The sequence below is a fragment of the Variovorax sp. NFACC27 genome (assembly GCF_048301545.1).
In the GTDB taxonomy this organism is placed as follows: Bacteria; Pseudomonadota; Gammaproteobacteria; order Burkholderiales; family Burkholderiaceae_C; genus Variovorax; species Variovorax gossypii.
In genome coordinates this window covers 6,516,025-6,537,253 of the sequence record NZ_CP157613.1, presented here as the reverse complement: position 1 = coordinate 6,537,253, position 21,229 = coordinate 6,516,025, and the positions used below count along the sequence as shown (strand labels likewise).

The following is a 21,229-nucleotide window of genomic DNA, read 5'->3' as shown; positions in this document are numbered from 1 at the left end:
GGAAGTCACCCGCTTGAAACAAATGAATTTCAAAATATACACTTGTTCATCCGCCACCAGTCGGCGCCTGAATTACCCGGAGACATGAGCGAAACCACATCCCCGTTGAGAGCTGCCTTGCGCGATGCCGCCGTCACGAAGGAGGTCGTCGTCGAGCGCGCCGCGGCACGCGCGATGCCCGACCTCCTGCGGCGCGTTGCCCCCGGCGCTCGCTGGATGCTGGTGGCCGACGAAACCACCTGGGACGTCGCCGGCGCCGCCGCGCAGGCGCTGCTGGAGGCGCGCGGCATCGCGCTCGCGCCGCCGCTGGTACTGCCCGCGCGCCCGCGCCTCAAGCCGCGCGTGTCGTCTTCGGAAGCCATCGCGCGCAAGCTCGCCGCGCATGAACTCACGCCGCTGGCTGTGGGCTCGGGCGTGATCAGCGACCTGGTCAAGCACGCCGCCTCGATGGCCGGAAAACCCTATGTGTGCATGGCCACTGCCGCGTCGATGGACGGCTACGCCGCATCGGGCGCGGCCCTGCTCGACGAGGAAGGCTTCAAGCGCACGCTGGCCTGCGCCCCTCCGGTGGCCGTGCTCGCCGACCTGGACGTGCTCGGCACAGCTCCCGCGCGCATGACGGCGTGGGGCTACGGCGATCTCGCCGGCAAGACTGTGGCCGGCGCCGACTGGCTGCTGGCCGATGCGCTCGGCGTCGAGCCGCTGAACCGGCGCCCCTTCGACATGGTGCAGGCCCACCTGCACGAATGGCTGGGAGCGCCCGAGCGTCTTGCGATACAGGAGCCCAAGGCCCTGGGCGACCTGCTGTCGGGCCTGCTGGTCAGCGGCTTCGCGATGCAGGCACACGGCAATTCGCGGCCCGCGAGCGGCAGCGACCACCAGTTCTCGCACCTGTGGGAAATGGAAGACCTGCGCGTCGACGGCGAACCTGCCGCGCACGGCGCATGCGTCGGCGTGGGCTGCGTGGCGATGCTCGCGATGTACAAATGGCTGCGCGAGCAGGGCGATGCCGCGCTGGCCGCCGCGGTCGCCGAAGTGCCGGAAGGCCACGACGACGCTGCGCTCGCACGCGAGATCGACGCCGCCTTCGGACGCGAGGAGTTCCGTGCCGCCGCCCGCGAGGAAATGAATGCCAAGCGCGCCGCCGGCGGCCGCCGCGCCCGCGTCGCGCGCTTTGCCGGCGTATGGCCCGCGCTGCGCGAATCGCTCGCACGGCAGCTCGTCGGCGCACGCGACATGCAGCAGCGCCTGCGCGCGGTCGGCGGCGCGGCGCATCCGCGCGATCTCGGCATCGTCGGCGCGAGCTTCGCCGCCGACCATCGCCGCGCGCGCCTCATCCGTCGCCGCTACACCGTGCTCGACCTGCTCGACGACCTCGGCTGGCTCGACCGCGCGATCGCCGACCTCTTTGCCCCCGGCGGCTTCTGGGCCGCCGAATCCTGAATCCCGAAACCCGCACCACCGACCGATCCCTCGACTTCAAGGAGACCGCGATGAACTTCCAACGACGCAGCACCCTCGCCACGCTCGCCATGTCCTCGATGCTCTGGCTCGGCGTGAACACCCCCGCAGCCGCCGAACCCGTGCAGATCCAGTGGTGGCATGCCATGGGAGGCACGCTCGGCGAGCGCGTCGACGAGCTCGTGAAGAACTTCAACGCATCGCAGCAGAAGTACGTGGTGGTGGCCGTCAACAAGGGCAACTACGACGAGGTCATCAACGGCACCATCGCCGCCTACCGCGCCAAGCGCGCGCCCCAGCTGGTGCAGATCTACGAGCGCGGCTTCATGACCATGCTGCTGTCCGACGCCACCATGCCGGTGCAGGACCTGCTCGACCAGCGCGGCTACAAGGTCGACTGGGCCGACTTCGTGAAACCCGTGGCGGGCTTCTACAGCTACAAGGGCAAGCTCATGACCATGCCCTTCAACTCCTCGTCGCCGATCCTCTGGTACAACAAGACGCACTTCGAGAAGGCCGGCTTCGCCAGGCCGGCCGAGACCTGGCAGGAACTGGAGAAGCAGCTCTACACCATCAAGCAGAAGGGCATCTCCGCCTGCGGCTCGGTGCTCGCGGGCGACTACCACTGGAGCCTGCTGGAGAACTACAGCGCCATCAACGACCTGCCGTACGCAACCAAGGCCAACGGATACCAGGGGCTGGACACCGAGTTCGTCTACAACAAGACCTCGGTCGTCTCGCAGGTCGGGCGCATCAAGAAGTGGATCGACGACGGTGTGATGCAGATCGCCGGCCAGGGCCTGAGCCCCGAGCAGCTCTTCACCTCTGGCAAGTGCTCCACCTTCTTCGCCTCCACGGCGGCGCACAGCGGCATCGAGCGCGAGGCCAAGATCGACTGGAGCGCCACCTACCTGCCGTGGGAGGAGGGCAAGCAGCCGAAGAACAGCACCATCGGCGGCGCTTCGCTGTGGGTCATGAAGGGGCAGAAGCCGGCGGAATACGACGCCGTGGCCGCCTTCCTGGACTACCTTGCCAAGCCCGAGACGCAGGTCTGGTGGCACAAGTCCACAGGCTACGTGCCGCTGAGCAACAAGGCCTACCAGCTGGCGAAGTCGCAGGACTACTACAAGCAGCACCCCACGCGCGAGATCGCGATCCTGCAGCTCACGCGCGGCACGCCCACGGCCAACTCCACGGGCTTTCACTTCGGCAACTTCACGCAGACCATGATGGCGCAGCGCGATGAGTTCGAGAACGTGGTGGCCGGCAAGAAGACGCCGCAGGCGGGCATGGACGACGCCGTGAAGCGCGGCAACGAAATCCTGCGCCAGTACGAGAAACTGAACAAGGGCCGCTACTGAGCAGGCACGCAGGCGGGGCACTTCCATGGCCGGACCCGAAGCAGGACTGAAACGCGCGCACTTCAAGGACGTGCGCCTGCCGGTGCTGCTGCTCCTGCCGCAGCTCGCGATCCTGCTGTTCTTCTTCTTCATTCCGTCGTTCCGCGCGCTGGGGCAGGCCTTCTTCCTGTCCGACCCCTTCGGCAACACGGTGCACTTCGTCGGCTTCGACAACTTCGTGCAGCTGCTGCGAAGCGCCAACTACCACGAGTCGGCGCAGGTCACCGTGGTGTTCACGGTGCTGCAGAACCTGCTGACCATCGCCGTGGCGCTGGTGCTGGCCTTCGCCAGCGACCGCGTGATTCGCGGGCGCGGGGTGTACAAGGCCATCATCCTGCTGCCGTATGCCATCGCGCCGGTCATCGCGGGCATCCTGTGGGCCTTCCTGTTCAACCCGGCGGTGGGGCCGCTCGCGCACGTGCTGCATGCGCTGGGCTTCGCATGGGACCCGAACCGCGTGGGCTCCGACGCGATGATCCTGGTGATCCTCGCGGCCTCGTGGAAGCACGTCTGCTACGACTACATCTTCCTGCTGGCCGGGCTGCTCGCGGTGCCGTCCTCGCTGCTCGAGGCCGCGGCCGTCGACGGCGCGGGGCCGCTGCGGCGCTTCTTCACCATCGGGCTGCCGCTGCTGATGCCCACGATGTTCTTCCTGGCCGTGATGAACTTCGTCTACGGCTTCTTCGAGATCTTCGCCATCGTCGACGCAGTCACCGGCGGCGGTCCCGCGGGCGCCACCAACGTGCTGGTCTACAAGGTCTACACGGACGGCTTCGTCAACCTCGACCTCGGCTCCTCGGCGGCGCAGTCGGTCATCCTGATGATCTTCGCGCTGCTGATGACGCTGCTGCAGTTCCGCTACGTGGAGCGCCGCGTGAGCTACGACATATGAACCCCGAACGGAAAGCCGCGGCACATGGTTGAACGCGCCCCCATCCTCGACGGCATCTGCCACGCCATCCTGCTGGTGGGCGTGGCCTTCGTCTGCGTGCCCCTGTACCTGGCCTTCGTGGCCGGCTCGCTCACCATCGGCGAGGTGCAGCAGGTGCCGCTGCCCTGGCTGCCCGGCGACCAGTTCGTGCAGAACCTGCGCACCGCGTGGACGCAGGCCAACTTCGGCCGCCTGTTCCTCAACTCGTTCATCGTGGCGGTGGGCATCACCTTCGGCAAGATCGCGGTGTCGCTGCTGTCGGCCTTCGCCATCACGTACTTCCGCTTCCGATTCCGCATGACGGCGTTCTGGCTCATCTTCGTGTCGCTGATGCTGCCGATCGAGGTGCGCATCTCGCCAACCTACGAGTCGGTGGCCAATGCGGCGCTGCCGGTGCAATGGCTGGTGGAGACATTGCACCTGTCTGACGCTTGGAACGCGGTGACAGGGCACAGCATCGACATCCAGCTGCAGTGGAACATGGTCGACACCTACCCGGGGCTGATACTGCCGCTCATCGCATCGGCCTCGGCCACCTTCCTGTTCCGCCAGTTCTTCCTGACGGTGCCCGACGAACTGTGCGAGGCCGCGCGGATCGACGGCGCCTCGCCAATGCACTTCTTCTGGACCATCCTGCTGCCGCTGTCGCGCTCGAACATCGCCGCGCTGGGCATCATTTTGTTCCTCTACGGATGGAACCAGTACCTGTGGCCACTGCTCTTCACCACCGAGAAGGACATGGCCACCGCCGTGATCGGACTGAAGCACCTGATCCCGCGTTCCGATTCGCAGCCGGCCTGGAACGTGGCCATGAGCGCGGCGCTGCTCACCATGCTGCCGCCGATCCTGGTGGTGATCGCACTGCAGCGCTCGTTCGTGAAGGGGCTGGTCGACAGCAGCAAATAGAACGGAAGGACAATGCCGCAATGATCATCGTGGGACACCGTGGCGCTCGCAACCTCTGGCCGGAGAACAGCCTGAGCGGCTTTCGCCGCCTGATCGCATCGGGCGCCGACGCGGTCGAATTCGACGTGCAGGAAACGCGTGACGGCACGGCCGTGGTCATCCACGACCCGCTGCTCGACCGCACTACCGAAGGCTCCGGCCCGGTGCGCGAGCGCATGGCCGCCGAGGTGCTCGCCACTCGGCTGCGCGAAGGGCAGGGCGATCCCGCCGGGCCCGGCGCGGACAGGGGCGAATGCGTGCCTTCGCTGACCCAGGTGCTGCGGCTGTTCGCGCCGACGCGCATGGAGCTGCACGTGGAGATCAAGACCGACGCGGCCGGCGAGCTGCCCGCCGGCGCGGTCGCGCGCATCGTGCGGGCGCTGCACGACGCCGGCGTGCAGGAGCGCAGCATCCTGACCTGCTTCGTGCCCGAGGTGCTGGCGCAGGTGCGCGAGTGCTGGCCGGGCGCGCGCGTGCTGGCTTCGCTGGACCATCGCTCGGCCGAGATGCTGGGCGGCATCGGCCGCGCGCTGGCGCGCTATGCGGCGCTGCCCGGGTGCATCGTCGCCGTCGAGAAGAAGCTGCTGGCCGCCACGTGGTCGCAGTGCCTCGGGGCGCTGGGCACCGAGCGCCTGGGCGCGTGGGTCATCAACGAGCCCGACGAGATCGCGCACTGGCTCGCGATGCCCATCCGGCAGATCACCACCGACAGGCCGGACCTGGCCATGGCGGCACGCGGATGACCGGCTTTCCCGTCTCGCGCAGGCGCTTGCTGTGCACCGGCCTGGCGGCCGCGTCGCTGGGCCACCCTTTCCTGCGCCTGCAAGCGCAGCCGGCGACGACGACATCGCGCGACCCGTTCACGCTCGGCGTGGCATCGGGCGTTCCGCGAGCCGACGGCTTCGTTCTCTGGACGCGGCTGGCGCCCGAGCCACTGCAGGGCGGTGGCATGGGCGATGCGCCGGTAGAGGTGCGCTGGGAAGTCGCCGACGACGAAGGCTTCAAGCGCGTGATGGCGAAGGGCACGGCCACGGCCACGGCCGAATTCGCCCACTCGGTGCACGTCGAGGTGGCAGGCCTTTCCCCGGGCCGCTGGTACTGGTACCGGTTCACCGCCGGCGGCGCGCGCAGCCCCGCCGGCCGCACGCGCACCGCGCCGGCCGATACCGACGAGTCCGCGAAGCCGCTGCGCTTCGCCTTCGCCTCCTGCCAGCACTACGAGCAGGGCCACTACGCCGCCTACCGCGACATGGCCGCGCAGCCTCTCGACTTCGTGGTGCACCTGGGCGACTACATCTACGAAAGCTCCCGCAACTCGCATCAGGTGCGGCGCCACGAGGGCGGCATTCCAACGCAGCTTGCCGAGTTCCGCGACCGCTACGCGCTCTACAAGGCCGATGCGCAGCTGCAGGCCGCGCACGCCGCCTTCCCCTGGCTCGTGACCTGGGACGATCACGAGGTCGCCAACGACTACACGAACGACGTGTCGCCGCGCACGGCAGACCCCGCGCAGTTCCTCGCGATCCGCGCGGCCGCCTACCAGGCCTGGTACGAGCACATGCCCGTGCCCGCCAGCATGCGCCCGCGCGGCGCCGATGCCCTCATCTACGGCCGCCACCGCTTCGGCCGCATGCTCGACCTGCTGCTGACCGACGGGCGCCAGTACCGCTCGCACCATGTCTGCCTCGCGGGGCGCAGCGCCTCGCCACTGGCCGACTGCGCCGACCGGCTCGCGCCCGAGCGCAGCCTCTTCGGCGCGCAGCAGGAGGCCTGGCTGGCGCGCGAACTCGCGGCGCCGCCCGCGCGCTGGACCGTCGTCGCCCAGCCCACGCTGCTCGCCGAGGCCGACCGCAAGCGCGGCCCCGAGCACGGCTACTGGATGGACGGCTGGGACGGTTACGCCGCAGCTCGCGCGCGCCTGCTCGACGCGCTGGCCGAGCACAAGGCGCGCGGCGGCAACGCGCTGGTGGCCAGCGGCGACGTGCACGCCTTCTGGGCGGCCGACCTTCGGCGCGGCGATGCGCGACAGGGACCGCTGGTCGCGACCGAGTTCGTCGGCGGAGCCATCACTTCCGAGGGGCCGAGCGCCGCCAGCGTGGCGAACATGCTCGCGAAGAACCCGCAGCTGCGCTACGGCCGGGCCGACAAGCGCGGCTACGCGCTGATGACGCTCGATGCGCGCGGCGCCGCGGTCGAGTTCCGTGCGGTGGAAGACGAGAGGACGGCCGATTCGCCGGTCGGCACCATGGCCCGCTTCTCGGTCGAGCGCGGCGCACCCGGCGTGCACGCCGAAGGCACCTGAAACCTCGCTCGCCTGCAGGGTCGCGCGGTCGTGCCTATGATGGCCGCCGCCCCCTCCACCCCATCCCTCATCCCATCTCCTTCCCTCCCGAGCGAGAACCGAACACCATGAGCCTTCCCACCACCCGCCTGGGCCGCACCGGCCTCACCGTCTCCCGCCTCGCCCTCGGCACCATGACCTTCGGCCTGCAGACCGACGAGGCCGTGTCGCACCAGATCCTCGACAAGGCGGCCGAAGGCGGCATCAACTTTCTCGACACCGCCGACGTGTATCCGCTGGGCGGCACCATCGAGACGGCAGGCCGCACCGAGGAAATCATCGGCAACTGGCTCGAGAAGCAGGGCCCCTCGGGCCGCCGCCGCTTCGTGCTGGCGACCAAGGCGGTCAACAAGGTCGGCCCCAACAGCTGGGACCAGGGCGCCTCGCGCAAGCACCTGCTCGACGCCATCGACGCCTCGCTCAAGCGGCTGAAGACCGACCACGTCGACCTGTACCAGCTGCACATGGACGACCGCGAGACGCCGCTGGAAGAAAGCCTGGAGGCGCTCGACACCATCGTGAAGTCGGGCCGCGCGCGCTACATCGGCGTGTCGAACTTCCTGGCCTACCGCCTCGCCCGCGCGCTGGGCAAGGCCGACCTGTTGCGGCTCACGCGCTACGTGTCGGTGCAGCCGCGCTACAGCCTGCTGTTTCGCGAGATCGAGCGCGAGCTGCTGCCGCTGGCTGCGGAAGAGGGTCTGGGCGTGATCCCCTACAACCCGCTCGCGGGCGGCCTGCTCACCGGCAAGTACAAGCCCGGCGGCAAGCCCGAGGAAAACACCCGCTTCACGCTCGGCACCGCCGGCGGCATGTACCAGGACCGCTACTGGAACGAGCGCAGCTTCAACACCGTGACGCAGCTGCACAAGCTGGCGGACGAGGCCGGCGTGCCGCTGGCCACGCTGGCGGTGGCCTGGGTAATGGCGAATCCGCTCATCACCGCGCCGCTGCTCGGCGCCAGCCGCCCCGACCAGCTCGAGGCGACCATCGCGGCCGCCGAATACAAGCTCGATCCGGCGCTCAAGCAGAAGCTGGACGAGCTGACCGCCGAGTACCGCAAGGGCGACGCTCCGCGCTGAACGGCTCTTCTCCTTCCCCCGCTGGGGGAAGGCCGGGATGGGGGCAGGCCTTCGAACAAGCGCCGTGCTCAAGTTGGCGCCGTCGTGCCCCCACCCCGACCCTCCCCCAGCGGGGGGGAGGAAAACCAGGAACACCGTGGAACCGGCTTCGCCGGGCCGCAGGTGTTTCCCCCGGAAGGGGGGGCGAAGCGACACGAAGTGCGCGCAGCCTGGGGGAGAGCCGAAACTGTCAGAACTGTCAGTTAACCGACAGCGAGGGGTTTGATGGGGGTGCCTAGAGTGCCCTCATCATGGCCCTACCAGACGCATCTCTTCTTTCGCGCACGGCCCTGGCGCTGGCCGTCGCGCTACTCGCGGGCTGCGCCGTCGGCCCCGACTACGTCCGCCCGCAGGTGGACGTGCCCGCCGCCTTCAAGGAAACCGGCGGCCCCTGGAAGACCGCCGCACCGCAGACCATCGACGCCGACCACCCCTGGTGGGAGGCTTACGGCGACAGCACGCTCAGCTCACTGATTGTTCAAGCCAACGCGGCCAACCAGAACATCCGAGTCGCCGAGGCGCAGTACCGCGAGGCGCAGGCCCTGACTGCCGCCGCGCGTGCAGGCTTCTTCCCCACGGTGGGCCTCAACGCTGGCGCCACGCGCGCCCAGAGCAACAGCACTGGCACCGTCAAGCTCGGCACTACCGACACCCTCGGCCTTGCCGCGAGCTGGGAGCCCGACATCTGGGGCGCGGTGCGCCGCTCGGTCGAGGCCGGCAGCGCAAGCCAGCAGGCCAGCGCCGACGACCTCGCCGGCGCGCGGCTCAGCATTCAGACCACGCTGGCGCAGGACTATCTGCAGATCCGCGTGATCGACCTGCAGCGTGACCTGTACGCAAGCACCACCGCCGCCTACGCCAAGGCGCTAGAACTCACGCAGCACCAGTACGCGGCCGGCACCGTGCTGCGCTCCGACGTGGCGCTGGCCGAGAGCCAGCTCAAGACCGCGCAGGCCCAGGCCGTCGATCTCGACGCCCAGCGCAGCCAGCTCGAACACGCCATCGCGGTGCTGACCGGGCAGGCGCCCGCGTCGTTCTCGCTGCCGCCGCTCGAGACTTCGTCGCAGCCGCCCACGGCCGAATCGCTTTCATCCGCCGCCGCGCTGCACCTGCAGTTGCCGGTCACGCCCGCAGGCCTGCCGTCGGAGCTGCTGGAGCGCCGCCCCGACATCGCCGGCGCCGAGCGTCGCGTGCAGGCGGCCAACGCCAACATCGGCGTGGCCAAGGCCGCCTACTACCCGCAGATCGTGCTCAGCGCCAGCGGCGGCTTCAGCGCAGCCACCCTGGGCACGCTGTTCAACACGCCCAGTCGCGTGTGGTCGCTGGGCGCCGCGCTGGCGCAGACCGTGTTCGACGGCGGCCTGCGCAAGGCCCACACCGACCAGGCCGTGGCCGCCTACGACGCTTCCGTCGCGCAATACAAGCAGACCGTGCTCGCGGGCTTCCAGCAGGTGGAAGACAACCTCGCCACCCTGCGCGTGCTCGACAACGAATCCGCGCTGCAAGCCGATGCGGTGCGCGCCGCGCAGCTCGCCGAGCGCATGGCGCTGAGCCAATACCGCGCCGGCACCGCAACGTACCTCAGCGTGGTGACGGCGCAGACGCTCTCGCTCACCAACCAGCGCACGGCCGCGCAGGTGCTCGGCCGCCAGCTGGCCGCCAGCGTCTCGCTGATCGCGGCCACGGGCGGCGGCTGGAACGCCGCCACGACGACTTCCGGGAATTGATGCCATGACGACCCCAGACACCACCACGCACCCCCTGTACCAACGCCGATCCACCTGGCTCGCGGCCTCCGCGCTCGTGCTTGTGCTCGGCGGCGGCGCCTGGGCGCTCACCCACCATGCCGCCAACGCAGCCAAGCCCGACGCGCCGAAGACGCCGCCCGTACAGGTGACCACCGCGCGCGTCGCCACCCAGACCGTGCAGGTCTACCGCTCCGGCATCGGCACCGTCGCCTCGATGGCCACCGTCACCGTCAAGGCGCGCATCGACGGCCAGCTCGACAAGGTCGGCTTCGTCGAGGGGCAGGACGTGAAGGCCGGCCAGCTGCTCGCTCAGCTCGACCCGCGCACGCTGCAGGCCCAGCTCGCGCAGGCGCAGGCCACGAGGGCAAAGGACCAGGCCACGCTGACGAACGCCCGCGCCGACCTCAAGCGTTACACCACCTTGATCGCGCAGGACGCCGCCACGCAGCAGCAGGTCGACACGCAGAAGGCCCTCGTCAACCAGCTCGAAGCGGCAGTGCAGAACGACGCGGCCCAGGTTCAGTACGCCGAGGTGCAACTGAGCTTCACGCGCATCACTTCTCCGATGAACGGCCGCGTGGGCGCGCGGCTGGTGGACCCGGGCAACATCGTGCATGCGGCCGACACCAACGGGCTGGTCGTCATCAACCAGATCGACCCCATCGCCGTGCAGTTCACGCTGCCCGAAGACGCGGTGCAGGACATCAACCGCGTGCAGCAGCAAAGCAGCCAGCCGCTCTCGGTGGTGGCTTACGACCGCAGCGGCACGCAGATGCTGGGCACCGGCAAGCTGATATTGCTGAACAACCAGATCGACACCACCAGCGGCACCGTGCAGCTCAAGGGCAGCTTCTCCAACCCGCAGCACACGCTGTGGCCGGGCCAGTACGTCAACGTGCGGCTGCAGCTCGACCGCCGGGCCGACTCGCTCACGCTGCCCGCCGCCGCCGTGCAGCGCGGTCAGGACAGCACCTACGTCTGGGCGGTCGACGCCGAGAACAAGGTCGCCAACGTGCCGGTGCACGTGGTGCAGATCGCCGACGGCACGGCCGTGATCGACAAGGGCCTGGAGGCCGGCCAGCGCGTGGTGGTCGACGGCCAGTACAAGCTCAAGCCCGGCGCCACCATCGTCGAGCCGCCGCCGGCCGCGAAGAGTGCCGTCAAGGACGCGGTGAAGGACGCGGCGAAGGTCGCCACCAGCAGCGGGAGCAGCAATTGAGCATCTCCGCCGCATTCATCAAGCGCCCCATCGGCACCACGCTGCTGGCGCTGGCCATCCTGCTGGTCGGCGCGGCGGTGTTCCCGCTGCTGCCGGTGGCGCCGCTGCCGCAGGTCGACTTTCCGACCATCCAGGTCTCGGCCAACCTGCCGGGCGCCAGTCCGGAGACCATGGCCTCCAACGTGGCGCAGCCGCTGGAGCGGCAGTTCTCGCTGATCGCGGGGCTGTCGCAGATGACCTCGACAAGCGGCCTAGGCTCCACCCAGATCACGCTGCAGTTCGACCTCGACCGCAGCATCGACGCCGCCGCGCTCGACGTGCAGGCCGCCATCAATGCATCGACCGGCCAGCTGCCCGCCAACCTGCCGAGCCCGCCGACCTTCCGCAAGGTGAACCCGGCCGACGCGCCCATCCTCATTCTCTCGGTGCAGTCGAAGACGCTGCCGCTCACCGAGGTGAACGACTACGCCGACAACATCCTCGCGCAGCAGATATCGCAGATCTCGGGCGTGGGCCTGGTCAACATCGGCGGCGTGCAGAAGCCGGCGGTGCGCATCCAGGTCGACCCGGCCAAGCTCGCCGCGCTGGGCCTGAGCCTGGAAGACGTGCGCACCGTGCTCGCCTCGGCCACCGTCAACGCGCCCAAGGGCACCATCGACGGGCCCAACCAGAGCTTCACCGTCTACACCAACGACCAGCTGCTGAAGGCCAAGCCCTGGAATGACGTGGTGCTGGCCTACCGCAACGGCGCGCCCATCCGCGTGAGCGACCTGGGCGTGGCGGTCGACGGCCCCGAGAACGCCAAGATCGCCGGCTGGGCCTATGCCGGCGCCGCCGCGCCCGAGGGCAGCACCGTGCAGAACGGCCGCTCCATCGTGCTCGCCATCACCAAGCAGCCGGGCGCCAACGTCATCGAGACGGTGGACCGCATCAATGCCGCGCTGCCGCGGCTGAAGGCCTCGATCCCGCCGACGGTGGACGTCAACGCCATCATCGACCGCACCCAGACCATCCGCGCCTCGGTGAAGGACGTTGAGTTCACGCTGCTGCTGACCATCGCGCTGGTGGTGGGCGTGATCTACGTGTTCCTGCGCAACGTGCCGGCCACGCTCATTCCCAGCGTGACGGTGCCGCTCGCGCTGCTGGGCACGGTGGCTGTGATGTACCTGCTGGGCTACAGCCTCGACAACCTCTCGCTCATGGCGCTGACCATCGCGGTCGGCTTCGTGGTGGACGACGCCATCGTGATGCTCGAGAACATCTACCGCTACGTGGAAGAGGGCATGTCGGCGGTCGAGGCCGCGTACAAGGGTGCGGGCGAGATCGGCTTCACCATCATCTCGATCTCGGTGTCGCTGGTGGCGGTGTTCATTCCGCTGCTGCTCATGGGCGGCATCGTGGGGCGGCTCTTTCGCGAGTTCGCGGTGACGGTCACGCTCACCATCGTGGTGAGCGTGGTGATCTCGCTCACGCTCACGCCCATGCTGTGCTCGCGCTTTTTGAAGAACGAGCACGGCAGCCAGCACGGGCGGCTCTACCAGCTCTTCGAGCGCGGCTTCGACGCCATGCTCGGCGCCTACAAGCGCGGGCTGCACGTGGTGCTCGACCACCAGTTCATCACGCTCATGACCTTCATCGCCACGGTGGCGGCCACGGGCGTGCTCTTCGTGTTCATCCCCAAGGGCTTCTTCCCGCAGCAGGACACGGGCTTCATCTCGGGCTTTGCCGAGTCGGCGCAGGACGCCTCCTTCGCCTCGATGAACGCCCGCATGCTCGAGCTGGCCGACGTGGTGCGCAAGGACCCTGATGTGACCGGCTTCGGCATGAACGGCAGTTCGTCCACCTACAACACCGGCAACTTCTTCATCAGCCTGAAGCCGAAGGACGAAGGCCGCACCGCCTCCGCCGACGAGATCATCACGCGGCTGCGCCCGCAGCTGGCCAAGGTGCAGGGCGTGAACCTGTTCCTGCAGGCAGGGCAGGACATCCGCGTGGGCGGCCGGGCCTCGCGCACGCAGTACCAGTACACGGTGACCGACGCCAACCTCGACGAGCTCAACACCTGGGCACCGAAACTGCTCGAGCGCTTCAAGCAACTGCCCGAGCTCACCGACCTGGCCACCGACCAGCAGAACGCCGCGGCCTCCGCCGTGCTCACCATCGACCGCGACCGCGCATCGAGCTTCGGAATCTCGCCGGCCGTCATCGACGCCACGCTGTACGACGCCATCGGCCAACGCCAGGTGGCGCAGTACTTCACGCAGCTCAACAGCTACCACGTGGTGCTCGAAGTAACGCCCGCGCTGCAGCAGGACCCGGCGCTCTTCAGCAAGCTGTACCTCAACTCACCCATCACCGGCCAGCAGGTGCCGCTGTCGACATTCGTGAAGGTAGACACGAGCAAGACCGCCTACCTGTCGATCAGCCACCAGGGCCAGTTCCCGGCCGTGACCATCTCGTTCAACCTCGCGCCAGGCCATGCGCTGGGCGACGCGGTGAACGCCATCAACAAGGCCCAGGCCGACATGGGGCTGCCGCAGTCGCTCACCGGTTCGTTCCAGGGCACGGCGCAGGCCTTCCAGGACTCGCTGGCCACGCAGCCCTACCTGATCGCGGCGGCGCTGGTGGCGGTGTACATCGTGCTGGGCCTGCTGTACGAGAGCTACATCCACCCGCTGACCATTCTCTCGACGCTGCCCTCGGCGGGCGTGGGCGCGCTGCTGATACTGATGGCGGGCGGCTACGACCTGAGCGTGATCGCGCTGATCGGCATCATCCTGCTCATCGGCATCGTGAAGAAGAACGGCATCATGATGATCGACTTCGCCCTCAAGGCCGAGCGCGAGCAGGGCATGCCGCCGCACGACGCCATCTACCAGGCCTGCCTGCTGCGCTTCCGCCCGATCATGATGACCACCATGTGCGCTCTGCTCTCGGGCCTGCCGCTGATGCTGGGCCACGGCTCGGGCTCCGAGCTTCGCCGGCCGCTGGGCTACGCGATGGTCGGCGGGCTGATACTCTCGCAGGCGCTCACCCTGTTCACGACGCCCGTGGTCTACCTGTACCTCGACCGCGCCCACTACTGGTACATGCGACGCAAGGAAGCGCGCAAGGCCCGCAAGGCCGCGAAGGAAGGCAAGGCTCCCGTGCCTGCCGAGGTGCACGGATGAACGCGGGTTGATGCCGGTTGATGCTGGCTGATGCCGCAAGGGGTGGAGACGAAGACAAGAAGGCAGAACGCGCCATGAAGATCCTGATAGTCGAAGACGAACTGAGAACCGCGGACTACCTCTCCAAGGGGCTGACCGAGCAGGGCTGCGCCGTCGACATGGCACACAACGGAATCGACGGCCAGCACCTCGCCCTCACGCACGAGTACGACGTGATCGTGCTCGACGTGATGCTGCCGGGCCAGGACGGCTTCTCGGTGCTGCGCGCGCTGCGCGCCGTGAAGCAGACGCCGGTCATCATGCTCACCGCGCGCGACCGCGTCGAAGACCGCATCAAGGGCCTGCACGAAGGGGCCGACGACTACCTCGTCAAGCCCTTTTCCTTTCTCGAGCTGCTTGCGCGGCTGCAGGCGCTGAACCGGCGCGGCCGCAAGCAGGAGCCGATGCAGCTGCGCATCGCCGACCTGCAGATCGACCTGCTGGCGCGCAAGGCTTTTCGTGGCAGTGGTGGGGGCAGCACCCGCATCGACCTCACGGCCAAGGAGTTCGCTCTGCTCGCGGTGCTGGCGCGCCGCCAGGGCGAGATCCTCTCGAAGACCGCCATCGCCGAGCTGGTGTGGGACATGAACTTCGACAGCAACACCAACGTGGTCGAGGTGGCCATCAAGCGGCTGCGCGACAAGATCGACGTACCCTTCAGCCCGAAGCTGCTGCACACCATCCGGGGCATGGGCTACGTGATGGAGGTACGTGAGAGCGGCGGGGAGGGCGCGGCGCCGTGAAGCGCTCCATCACCGCCCGGCTGGTGATCATGTTCGCGGCCGTGGCGCTCGCGACCTTCGCGCTGGCCGGCTTCGCGTTGCACAGCGTGCTGGCGCGCGAGCTGGAGCGGCATCAATACGAGGAGCTCGACACCACGCTCAAGAGCCTGCAGTTCTGGATCAAGGCCATCGGCAGCCCAGAGCGCTGGTCGCGCGTGCAGTCGCGCATGGACGCGCTCACGCCCGAGGACGGCAGCGTGCGCTTCTGGGTGCTCAGCGACGATCCGCGCTTCCAGTACGGCAAGGGCCTGGCCGAGATCGACGGCCTCACGCGCGAGGCCAACGGCCACACCAGCGTCGTCGAGCTGCCGGGGCAGGAGCGGCCGTTCCGCACGCTGTCGGTGCACATCGATCCCTTCGAGCAGCGCCCGGCCGTGCGCCTGATCGTCGGGCGCAACACCGAGCCTTATGCGCGCACGCGCCAGGCCTTTTTGAGCGCGCTGGTCGCGTTCGGGCTGGGCGCAGTGCTGGTGGTGGCCTTTGCGGGCTACTGGATCGCGCGGGTCGGGCTGCGGCCGCTGGAGCGGCTGTCGAAGGAGGCGCAGGCGCTGCGGCCCAAGACGCTGTCGCAGCGGCTGCGCGCGGAGCCTCTGCCGGTAGAACTCTCGGCGCTGGCCGAGGCCTTCAACGGCGCGCTGAGCCGGCTGGAAGAAGCCTACGGCCAGCTCGAATCGTTCAACGCCGACGTGGCGCACGAGCTGCGCACGCCGCTGGCCAACCTCATAGGCAGCACGCAGGTGGCGCTCTCGCGCCAGCGCAGCGCGGGCGAGTTCCAGGAGGTGCTGCAGGCCAACCTCGAAGACCTGGAGCGGGTGCGCTCCATCGTCAACGACATGCTGTTCCTCGCGCGCGCCGACCGCGGCGAGGTGGCGACAGGGCTGGTGCTCACGCCGGTGGCGCAGGAGGTGCGCAAGACCATCGAGTTCTTCGAGTTCGTGCTCGACGAGACGCGCGCGCAGGTCGTCATCGAGGGCGATGTGCTGGCCGAGGCGCGGCTTGAAAGCGCGCTGTTCCGCCGCGCCATGTCGAACCTGCTGCAGAACGCCATCGAGCATTCGAAGCCGGGCGCGCGGATCACGGTCACGCTGCGCGAGGAGGCTGCCGCGACGTGGATCACGGTTTCGAACCCCGGCGCGCCCATCGACGCGTTGCATCTGCAGCACCTGTTCGACCGGTTCTACCGCGTCGACGAGGCGCGCAACGATGGCGGCGAGCATCACGGCCACGGGCTGGGGCTGGCCATCGTGAAGGCGGTGGCGAGCATGCATGGCGGGCAGGTCAGCGCATCGAGCGAAGGGGGGCTGAATACCTTCGGCTTCAGCGTGTCGCGCACCCCTGAAAAAACCGCCGGTTGACGCTGGTTGACGCCGGCTGGAGCCATCCGCCAATGGCCTGTGCCCGGTACGTTCTTGGGCCATGCCCGAGAATCGCTGTCGGCATGAACAGCACGCAACCTCCGCAGATCTCACCCGCATCCGGGCCACAAGGGCAGCCATGGCGCAGCTGATGTCCCTGCTCGTGCAGAACGCGATCCTGGTGGTTTTCGCCGCCAGCTTCGCCGCGCGGCTGGGGCTGCCGGTGCCGGCGGCGGCGGTGCTGGTGCTCACGGGCGCGCTGCTCGCGGCGGGCGATGTCTCGGTGGCTGGCGTGGTGCTGGCGGCCGTCATCGCCAACCTGCTGGGCGACGGGGCGTGGTTCTATGCCGGGCGACGCTTCGGCTACCGCTTCATGCGGCTGCTGTGCCGCATCTCCCTTTCGCCCGACTCCTGCGTGCGGCGCGGCGAATCGCTGATCTCCGACTGGGGCGGGCTCTCGCTCGTGGCCGCCAAGTTCGTGCCGGGCGTGTCGGTGGTGGCACCGCCGATGGCCGGGGCGCTGGGCATGTCGGTGCGGCGGTTCATCGGCTTCGACATCGGCGCGGCGCTGGTCTGGACCGGGCTCTTCCTCGGGCTGGGCTGGGTGTTCCGCAACCAGATCCAGGAAGTGCTGGCCATCATGGCGCAGGCCGGCGGCGTCGCCACCGCCGCGCTGGCGGTGGTGCTGCTGGTGATCCTGGCGGTGCGCTACTGGCGTCGGCGCGCCTTCATGCGGCTCACGGGCATGCCGCGCATCTCGGTGGAAGAGCTGCACGAGCTGCTGAGCGGCGAGGAGCCCCCGCTGGTGATCGACGTGCGCGGCAAGGCCGGCGTGCAGGTCGACCCGCGCCGCATTCCGGGCGCGCAGGCCTACACGCTCAAGGCGCTGCAGCAGCGCAGCCTCGACCTGTCGCATGCGGCGGGGCGTGACGTGGTGCTGTACTGCAACTGCCCCAACGAGGTGTCGGCCGCGCAGGCCGCGCGCGTGCTGCTGGCGCGCGGTGCGCGGCGGGCCCTGCCGCTGACGGGCGGGCTCGACGCCTGGGTGGCCTCGGGCCGGCCGACCACGGTCGACTGAGGCGTAGTTGTCCCGAGGGCCTGCACAAGGCCCACGCCAGCAGAAACCGGCTGCGCGTGCTAAGGTGCCCGGCCTTCGGGTTAACCCTGAATCCAGCCTTCTCGCAACCGGCAACCGGGATTCCTCCGTGTCCTCTTCATCCTCCACGGCCCCTGCGGCCCACGCTGCCCATCCTTCCGCTCCGGGGCTCACGCCCGCGCTCACGCTCGTATTCGCCGTCGCCTGCGGCCTTTGCGTAGCCAACATCTACTACGCCCAGCCGCTGATCGGCCCCATCTCCGACACGCTGCAGCTGCACGCCGGCCTGGCCGGGCTCATCATGACGCTCACCCAACTCGGCTACGGCGCCGGCCTGTTGCTGCTGGTGCCGCTGGCCGACGTGGTCGAGAACCGCAAGCTCATCATCGGCGCGCTGGCCGGCGCGGTGATCGGGCTGGTCGGCATTGCGCTCTCGGGCTCGGCCGTTACCTTCCTGGCGGCTTCTTTCGTGGTGGGCACCTGCGCCGTCGCGGCTCAAGTGCTGCTGCCTTTCGCCTCGCACCTCGCGCCCGAGGCCACGCGCGGCAAGGTGGTCGGCAACATCATGGCCGGGCTGCTGGGCGGGATCATGCTGGCCCGGCCCTTCGCCAGCGTGGTGGCCTCGGCGCTGGGCTGGCGCGCGGTGTTCGGCCTGTCGGCCGCGCTGATGGCATCGCTCATCGCCGTGCTGTGGCGCGTGCTGCCGCAGCGGCGGCCGCATGCCTCGGTGGGCTACGCGCGCACCATGGCCTCGCTGCCCGGCATCGTGTGGAACACGCCGCTGCTGCGCAGGCGCAGCCTTTACCAAGGGATGATGTTCTCCGGCTTCCAGGCCTTCTGGACGGCCGTGCCCCTGGCGCTGGTGCACGAGTTCGGCATGGGGCAGGGCGGCATCGCGCTGTTCGCGCTGGCGGGGGCCGCGGGCGCATTGCTCGCGCCCGTGGCGGGGCGGCTGGCCGACAGGGGCTGGACGCGGGCCGCCACCGGCTGGGCCATCGTCGTCGCGCTGCTTTCGTTCGTGCTGGGCGCCGTCTCCATGCACTACCACTCGCTGGCCGGGCTGGTCGCGGCAGGCATCCTGCTCGACGGGGCCGTGCAGCTGTGCCAGGTGCTCAACTTCCGCAGCCTGTTCATGCTGGCGCCCGAGCTGCGCGGCCGCATCAACGGGCTGTTCATGACCTTCATCTTCATCTGCGCGGCGGTGGCCTCGGGCATCGCGGCCGCCGTGTACGCCTTCCACGGATGGGGCGGGTTGTGCCTGCTGGGCGGCGGGTATGTGCTGGTGGCGCTGCTCTACTACGCGACGGAGTTCAGGCGGGCATCGGTGCCTGCTGCCGTCGGCGGCTGACCCGGCCTGGCGGCCTCCAGGCGCGGTGGTAGCCTTGCCACCCGATGAACCTCCGCACCAAGATCGTTGCGCTCGCCGTCGCACCGCTGCTCCTGGCGCTGGTGCTGGTGGCCCTTGCGGTGCGCCACCAGGAGAACGACCTCGCCCAGCGCGAGCGTGCCCTCATCGAGAACAGCTACATGGCCCAGCGCCGCAGCGAGCTGCGCAGCTACGTGGACCTGGCCGTCAGCAACCTGATGCCGCTGTACGAATCGGGCCAGGACGACGAGGCCACCCGCAACGAGGCCCTGCGCCGGCTGGCCGCGCTCAACTACGGCGACGACGGCTACTTCTTCGTGTACGACCTGGAGGGCAAGTCGCTCATGCACTCGCGCCAGCCCGAGCTGGTCGGCCAGAACCTCTGGGAGCTGCGCGACTCGCATGGCCGCTACACCATCCAGGAGCTGATCAAGGGCGCGAAGGAAAACGGCGGCGGCTACGTCGAGTACGAATGGCGCAAGCCCTCGAGCGCGCAGCTGGCGCCCAAGCTCGGCTACGTGACCGCCATGCCGCGCTGGAACTGGATGGTGGGCACCGGCCTGTACCTCGACGACATCCAGTCGACCATGGACACCCTCGACCGGCAGGTGAACGCCAACGTCACCGCCACGCTGCTGTGGATAGCCGGCATTGCCGCGCTGTGCCTCGGCGTGGTCAGCGCCGCCGGCCTGCTGCTCAACCTCAGCGAACACCGCACGGCCGAAGCCAAGCTGCGCCTGCTCGCGCGGCGCGTGGTGCAGTCGCAGGAAGAAGAGCGCGGCCACCTCGCGCGCGAGCTGCACGACGGCACCAGCCAGACGCTGGTGTCGGCCAAGCTGCTGATCGAATCGGCCGTCGAGTCGCTCGAACGCCAGCACCAGCCCACGCCGCCCGCGCTGCCCAAGGCGCTGCAGCGGCTCAACGATTCGCTGATAGAGGTGCGCCGCATCTCGCACCGGCTGCGCCCCGCCTTGCTCGACACCCTGGGCCTGCCCGCCGCGCTGGAGCGGCTGGTCGACGAGTTCAGGGAAGAGGGCGGTGGCGTCGATGCCTCGATGATGATCGGCGGCGAATCCTTCGAGCTGCAACCCGAGGTGAAGACCGCGCTCTTCCGCCTCACGCAGGAGGCGCTGACCAACGTGCGCAAGCACGCCAACGCGCACCACGTGCACATTGCGCTGAACTTCGATGAAGAAGAGGGCGTGCGGCTCGAAGTGAGCGACGACGGCACCGGCTTCGACATCGAGGCCGTGCAGCTCGACCCGAGGCGCGGCATCGGCCTGCGCAACATGCGCGAGCGCATGGAAGCCATCGGCGGGAGGCTCACCATGTGCAGCAACGCAGGGCGCACCTCCATCGAGGCCGAGGTGCCCGCACGCAGCGCGAGGGCAGCAGCGGCCGAACAGAAACAGCAGGCACACGCGCCCGCATCAGGCGCCAGAGCATGACCACCGCCAAGACCATCCGGCTCTTTCTTGTCGACGACCACCCGCTGGTGCGCGACGGCCTGCGCGCCCGGCTCGGCTCCATGCCCAACCTGGAGATCGTCGGCGAGGCCGGCAGCGCCGCAGAGGCGCTGGAGCTGGTCGACAGCGTGCGGCCCGACCTGATGCTGATGGACGTCGGCATGAAGGACATGAACGGCATCGAGCTCGCGGAAGTGCTGCTGCAGCGCCAGAGCGCGACGCACATCGTGATGCTCAGCATGTACGACAACCCCGAGTACGTGCAGAAGGCCTTGCAGGTGGGCGCGCGCGGCTACGTGCTGAAAGACGCGCCCGCGGCCGAGATCGTCGCGGCCATAGAGGCCGTGTCGGCCGGCGGCACATTCCTGAGCCCGGCCGTGTCGAAAAAACTGTTTCGCACCCAGGAGCCCAGGCCGCTGCTCACGCCGCGCGAGAGCGAGATTCTGTCGGCGCTGGGCCGGGGCGAATCGAGCAAGCAGATCGCGCGCGAACTGGGTTTGAGCGTGCGCACGGTGGAGGCGCACCGGCAGAGCATCAAGCGCCGGCTGGGCATCGAGGGGCAGGCGGAGCTCATCAAGTACGCGGTGGAACATGCGCGCGAATTCGGGCGCGATTCCTGAACTGTTGCCGCCGCTTCTGCTGCCTCTTTTTCGCTGATTGACCCGGCGACTGTCAGCGCTTTGTGGACTGGCGCTGCGGCCTCGCGATTACTCGAAGGAATCGAGAAATTCTGGGCAGAAAGTTATTTCTGCGCGGGGCTGGTCTTCTATACAGTGAATGCCCCTGTGGTTG

The 21,229-nt window shown here is 68.8% G+C and carries 16 protein-coding genes; all 16 read left to right on the top strand.

Annotation, left to right across the window (positions count from 1 at the left end):
- The first annotated feature begins 84 nt into the window (after window positions 1-84).
- The 16 genes from ABL840_RS30465 (at window position 85) to ABL840_RS30390 (ending at window position 21,057) form a co-directional block, all read left to right on the top strand.
- Window positions 85-1,443, top strand: coding sequence for an iron-containing alcohol dehydrogenase (locus ABL840_RS30465; RefSeq protein WP_093301964.1), 1,359 nt, complete (start codon window positions 85-87; stop codon window positions 1,441-1,443).
- 50 nt (window positions 1,444-1,493) lie between these two features.
- On the top strand, window positions 1,494-2,822 hold the full coding sequence (locus ABL840_RS30460) for an extracellular solute-binding protein (protein WP_093301962.1): 1,329 nt from the start codon (window positions 1,494-1,496) through the stop codon (window positions 2,820-2,822).
- A 25-nt stretch (window positions 2,823-2,847) separates the two neighbouring features.
- Window positions 2,848-3,753: an ABC transporter permease subunit gene (locus tag ABL840_RS30455; RefSeq protein WP_093197641.1), complete on the top strand. Its 906-nt coding sequence runs from the start codon at window positions 2,848-2,850 to the stop codon at window positions 3,751-3,753.
- Between the two features lie 24 nt (window positions 3,754-3,777).
- Window positions 3,778-4,698: an ABC transporter permease subunit gene (locus ABL840_RS30450; RefSeq protein ID WP_093301959.1), complete on the top strand. Its 921-nt coding sequence runs from the start codon at window positions 3,778-3,780 to the stop codon at window positions 4,696-4,698.
- A 20-nt stretch (window positions 4,699-4,718) separates the two neighbouring features.
- On the top strand, window positions 4,719-5,480 hold the full coding sequence (locus tag ABL840_RS30445; RefSeq protein WP_093301958.1) for a glycerophosphodiester phosphodiesterase family protein: 762 nt from the start codon (window positions 4,719-4,721) through the stop codon (window positions 5,478-5,480).
- On the top strand, window positions 5,477-7,039 hold the full coding sequence (locus ABL840_RS30440) for an alkaline phosphatase D family protein (protein WP_093301955.1): 1,563 nt from the start codon (window positions 5,477-5,479) through the stop codon (window positions 7,037-7,039). The genes ABL840_RS30445 and ABL840_RS30440 overlap by 4 nt, the downstream gene beginning before the upstream one ends.
- A gap of 107 nt (window positions 7,040-7,146) precedes the next feature.
- Complete coding sequence (locus ABL840_RS30435; RefSeq protein ID WP_093197630.1) at window positions 7,147-8,157, top strand: aldo/keto reductase; 1,011 nt, start codon at window positions 7,147-7,149, stop codon at window positions 8,155-8,157.
- Window positions 8,158-8,447: 290 nt separating this feature from the next.
- Window positions 8,448-9,923 carry an efflux transporter outer membrane subunit gene (locus ABL840_RS30430; protein ID WP_093301954.1) on the top strand — a complete coding sequence of 492 codons (1,476 nt, stop codon included), beginning with the start codon at window positions 8,448-8,450 and terminating at the stop codon, window positions 9,921-9,923.
- Window positions 9,924-9,927: 4 nt separating this feature from the next.
- Entirely contained in the window at window positions 9,928-11,163 is a 1,236-nt protein-coding gene (locus ABL840_RS30425) for an efflux RND transporter periplasmic adaptor subunit (protein WP_093301951.1), read from the top strand.
- Window positions 11,160-14,333: an efflux RND transporter permease subunit gene (locus ABL840_RS30420; RefSeq protein WP_093301949.1), complete on the top strand. Its 3,174-nt coding sequence runs from the start codon at window positions 11,160-11,162 to the stop codon at window positions 14,331-14,333. Before ABL840_RS30425 ends, ABL840_RS30420 begins: the two co-directional genes overlap by 4 nt.
- A 74-nt stretch (window positions 14,334-14,407) precedes the next feature.
- Complete coding sequence (locus ABL840_RS30415) at window positions 14,408-15,115, top strand: heavy metal response regulator transcription factor (protein WP_093301946.1); 708 nt, start codon at window positions 14,408-14,410, stop codon at window positions 15,113-15,115.
- Window positions 15,112-16,509 carry a heavy metal sensor histidine kinase gene (locus ABL840_RS30410; RefSeq protein ID WP_093301945.1) on the top strand — a complete coding sequence of 466 codons (1,398 nt, stop codon included), beginning with the start codon at window positions 15,112-15,114 and terminating at the stop codon, window positions 16,507-16,509. The genes ABL840_RS30415 and ABL840_RS30410 overlap by 4 nt, the downstream gene beginning before the upstream one ends.
- Before the next feature lie 139 nt (window positions 16,510-16,648).
- A complete protein-coding gene (locus tag ABL840_RS30405; protein ID WP_093197615.1) occupies window positions 16,649-17,587 on the top strand; it encodes a DedA family protein/thiosulfate sulfurtransferase GlpE in 939 nt (312 codons plus the stop codon).
- A 127-nt stretch (window positions 17,588-17,714) separates the two neighbouring features.
- The gene (locus tag ABL840_RS30400) at window positions 17,715-18,953 is read left to right on the top strand and encodes an MFS transporter (RefSeq protein WP_093301944.1); all 1,239 of its coding nucleotides are present in this window, start codon (window positions 17,715-17,717) and stop codon (window positions 18,951-18,953) included.
- A 44-nt stretch (window positions 18,954-18,997) separates the two neighbouring features.
- A complete protein-coding gene (locus ABL840_RS30395; RefSeq protein WP_093301941.1) occupies window positions 18,998-20,419 on the top strand; it encodes a cache domain-containing protein in 1,422 nt (473 codons plus the stop codon).
- Window positions 20,416-21,057 (top strand): response regulator, encoded by a 642-nt coding sequence (locus tag ABL840_RS30390; protein ID WP_093197607.1) that lies wholly within the window; start codon window positions 20,416-20,418, stop codon window positions 21,055-21,057. The genes ABL840_RS30395 and ABL840_RS30390 overlap by 4 nt, the downstream gene beginning before the upstream one ends.
- The last annotated feature ends 172 nt before the right edge of the window (window positions 21,058-21,229 follow it).